Source organism: uncultured Mucilaginibacter sp. (assembly GCF_903913935.1).
Classification (GTDB): domain Bacteria; phylum Bacteroidota; class Bacteroidia; order Sphingobacteriales; family Sphingobacteriaceae; genus Mucilaginibacter.
The window spans coordinates 1-3,609 of the sequence record NZ_CAIWNH010000168.1; the positions used below are offsets into that span (position 1 = coordinate 1).

The window sequence follows — 3,609 nt, forward strand, 5'->3', positions numbered from 1 at the left end:
ATAAAATAATCAACGATTAATAGCTATTTGATAGAATTTTATGTAAATAGTTTAATTATAGGTACGTATTGAAAAGCCTGAAGGTGACAATAACGGACAAATTAGTCAATTATATGACATTACGGCATTAGTGGATGTTACAAGTTTTTGTATTTGTTGATTAAGTTGATTGGGTTGATTAGGTATTAAACGGTTAAAATAGGTTATAATTATCCTGAAGCAGAAAAGTGTTGCGCTTGCAGGGGCCGCCCTTGTGGCTGCCTGAACAGATCGCTATCAATCAAACCCATAAGCCCCAATTAAACGGGATGCTGGTAGTCGGGGGTAATTAGGTTGGTCAAAAGGGCGACCACAGGGGATCGCCCCTACAGATTGGTTACATTTACTCAAGCATCCGGCTTTTATTGGTCGCAACAACCACAACGGTCAAATAACAAATTAACGTATGGCATCAATCAACTTAATCAACTATTCCCTAATTTAGCCCCACGATTCGAAATCAATCACTAATTCGCTAATTCAACAATTCACTAATTATACCCATGGCAGACGAAAAAATAATTTTTTCAATGGCTGGCGTTAGCAAAGTCTACCCGCCGCAAAAAACAGTTTTAAAAAATATATACCTATCCTTTTTTTACGGGGCTAAGATCGGTGTTATCGGTTTAAACGGTTCCGGTAAGTCGTCGCTGTTAAAAATCATCGCTGGAATTGATAAAACCAATATAGGCGAAGTTGTTTTTTCGCCGGGATATACTGTTGGTTACCTGAGCCAGGAACCGGAACTAGATCCCAACAAAACGGTAAAAGAGGTGGTGGAAGAAGGCGTTGCCGAAACCACGGCCTTATTAAAAGAGTACGAGGAGATCAACGAAAAATTCGGTCTGGAGGAATATTACAGCGATGCCGACAAAATGGATAAGCTGATGAACCGCCAGGGCGAATTGCAGGATCAGATTGACGCCGTAAATGCATGGGAACTGGATGTAAAGCTGGAACGTGCCATGGATGCCCTGCGCTGCCCCGATCCGGATACCAAAATATCGGTACTTTCGGGCGGTGAACGCCGCCGCGTGGCCCTGTGCCGCCTGTTACTTCAGGAACCGGATGTATTATTACTGGATGAGCCCACCAATCACCTGGATGCTGAATCAATAGACTGGTTGGAGCAGCATTTAAAACAATATAAAGGTACCGTCATCGCCGTAACCCACGATCGTTACTTTTTGGATAATGTAGCGGGGTGGATCCTGGAACTGGACAGGGGAGAAGGGATCCCATGGAAGGGAAATTATTCCTCATGGCTTGATCAGAAAGCCAGGCGTTTGGCCCAGGAAGACAAGACCGAAAGCAAACGTCAGAAAGCTTTGGAGCGCGAGCTGGAATGGGTGCGCATGGGCCCGAAAGGCCGGCATACCAAATCCAAGGCGCGTTTATCAAATTATGATAAATTAGCGTCGGAGGAAACGAAAGATAGGGAAGAAAAACTGGAGTTGTTTATCCCGCCCGGTCCGCGTTTGGGTAATATAGTGATTGAAGCCAATGGCGTGAGCAAATCCTACGGCGAAAAGCTTTTGTTTGATAACCTCAACTTTTCGCTGCCGCCGGCAGGGATCGTTGGCATCATCGGCCCCAACGGCGCGGGTAAAACCACGCTGTTCCGCCTGATAACAGGCCAGGATCAGCCCGATGCCGGAACTTTCCGCGTTGGCGAAACCGTTCATTTGGGTTATGTAGACCAGATGCACGATGATTTGGATCCCACAAAATCTGTTTGGGAAAACGTTACCGGCGGCCTGGAAACAATTTTGGTAGGCAACAAGCCGATCAATTCAAGGGCCTACGTTTCAAAATTCAACTTTAATGGCGCCGACCAGCAAAAAAAGGTAGGGGTTTTGTCAGGTGGCGAACGTAACCGGGTGCATTTATCCATCACTCTTAAAAAAGGCTCAAACGTACTGCTGCTGGATGAGCCCACCAATGATATCGACGTAAATACCCTCCGCGCCCTGGAAGAGGCATTGGAAAACTTTGGCGGCTGCGCCGTAGTCATCAGCCACGACCGCTGGTTTTTAGACAGGATTTGTACGCACATCCTGGCCTTTGAAGGCAACAGCCAGGTTTATTTTTTCGAAGGCAATTATTCGGATTACGAAGAAAACCGCAAAAAGCGTTTAGGGGATATCGCGCCGAAGAGGATAAAGTATAAGAAGTTGACGGTGTAATTATGAGTTCTACCGCAATTCAAGAAGGAGACATTCACCATACTATATTAAGGGACGGTCGTTTTGGAGCTGTAAGGGTCTTGAAAACCGGTGGTAAGTTCGATTTTTCTCCATACACTTTTCATTTAATAGGTGTGACAGCCTATATTGGTGAAAAACCGCCAATAATAAGTGATCCGCGACTTACAGAGATACTCATTACAGAATATATTTATCCCAAAGGGAAAAACATAATTAATATTTATTGTGGCAAGTTTCCCAAACAGCTTAAATATGTTGGCAACATTCCTATATCCTGTGAAGAAAGCAATTTTAAAATAGAAATTGGTAATGGGATTGATGGAGGTTTTCCTTCTTGTGGGAAGATACCTCAAGATATTGGTTATGAAATTTTAATTGAGTGGAGATATAAATATGACAATTTCAATTTCGTGAAAGAAATTGAAATCTCGAGGAAAGAGCATGAGGAATTAATGAAATCGCTTCATGTTAATAAACCTAAAAGGATGCTTGATGATGCTAGGTTTTGGGATATTATTTCGCTGCTGGATTGGAACATGCAAGGTAACGACGATAAAGTTTTGGAACCGGCTGTAAAAGCGTTATCCAAATTAAAGCCATCAGAAATAAAGAGTTTTGAAGAAACATTGGCTAATAAGCTGTTTCAAATCGATACGAAGGAACACGCAAAAAACATAGGTGAATATTCGTATGATGAAAAAGAACAATATATGTCGGTGGATTCATTTTTGTATGCGCGCTGTGCTGCTGTTGCCAATGGAAAGGCATTATATGAAAAAATAAAAGAACGACCTACTGAGATGGTTAAGGATGTTGAGTTTGAAGCCTTGCTATCTTTGTCGGCAATCGCCTATGAATTAAAAACAGGTAGGGAGATCGTTTATGACACAGGAATTTCTTATGAGACATACGCTAACACACACGGTTGGACGTGATCCAATAAGCGGTGGTTTAGAATAAGATTTACGAAGTTTCAAAAACTTCGTAAATCTGTTTGCCCTTACATATCATTTTCAAATTTTCAAATTCCCGCATTTTCAAATTAACACCCCTACCAAACCTTCACCCTCAAACTATCAGGCCGGTACATTTTGTCACCCGCCTTTACATTAAATGCTTTATAAAACGATGGCATATTGGACATTGGCCCGTTGGTACGGTACATGGCAGGCGAATGCGGGTTGGTATTGATATTTAAGCGTTTGGCCTCATCGCTGATCTTCATTCGCCATAATTGTGCAAGCGACAAAAAGAATCGCTGATCTGGTGTAAAGCCGTCAATTTTGGTGTCACCTTTGCCTTGTTCAGTTCTTTTAAAGGCTTCATAGGCAATGGCCATACCGCCGTTATCGGCCAGGTTTTC

3 protein-coding genes are annotated in these 3,609 nt (G+C 42.8%); 2 read left to right on the plus strand and 1 reads right to left on the minus strand.

Annotated elements, in window-relative coordinates; genetic code table 11:
• The first annotated feature begins 542 nt into the window (after positions 1–542).
• Together ettA and QZY09_RS06345 are read left to right on the plus strand one after the other, a co-directional pair.
• A complete protein-coding gene (gene ettA / locus QZY09_RS06340; RefSeq protein WP_295669726.1) occupies positions 543–2,225 on the plus strand; it encodes an energy-dependent translational throttle protein EttA in 1,683 nt (560 codons plus the stop codon).
• 2 nt (positions 2,226–2,227) lie between these two features.
• Positions 2,228–3,181 carry a DUF4240 domain-containing protein gene (locus QZY09_RS06345; protein WP_295669728.1) on the plus strand — a complete coding sequence of 318 codons (954 nt, stop codon included), beginning with the start codon at positions 2,228–2,230 and terminating at the stop codon, positions 3,179–3,181.
• A 116-nt stretch (positions 3,182–3,297) separates the two neighbouring features.
• On the opposite strand, the gene QZY09_RS06350 is transcribed toward QZY09_RS06345, so the two are convergent.
• A partial coding sequence (locus tag QZY09_RS06350; RefSeq protein ID WP_295669730.1) for a M13-type metalloendopeptidase occupies positions 3,298–3,609 on the minus strand: 312 nt, incomplete at its 5' end.

Coding starts and splice junctions, on each gene's coding strand:
- QZY09_RS06345 (WP_295669728.1), top strand. CDS start 2,228: ATGAGTTCTACCGCAATTCAAGAAGGAGACATTCACCATACTATATTA.
- ettA (WP_295669726.1), top strand. CDS start 543: ATGGCAGACGAAAAAATAATTTTTTCAATGGCTGGCGTTAGCAAAGTC.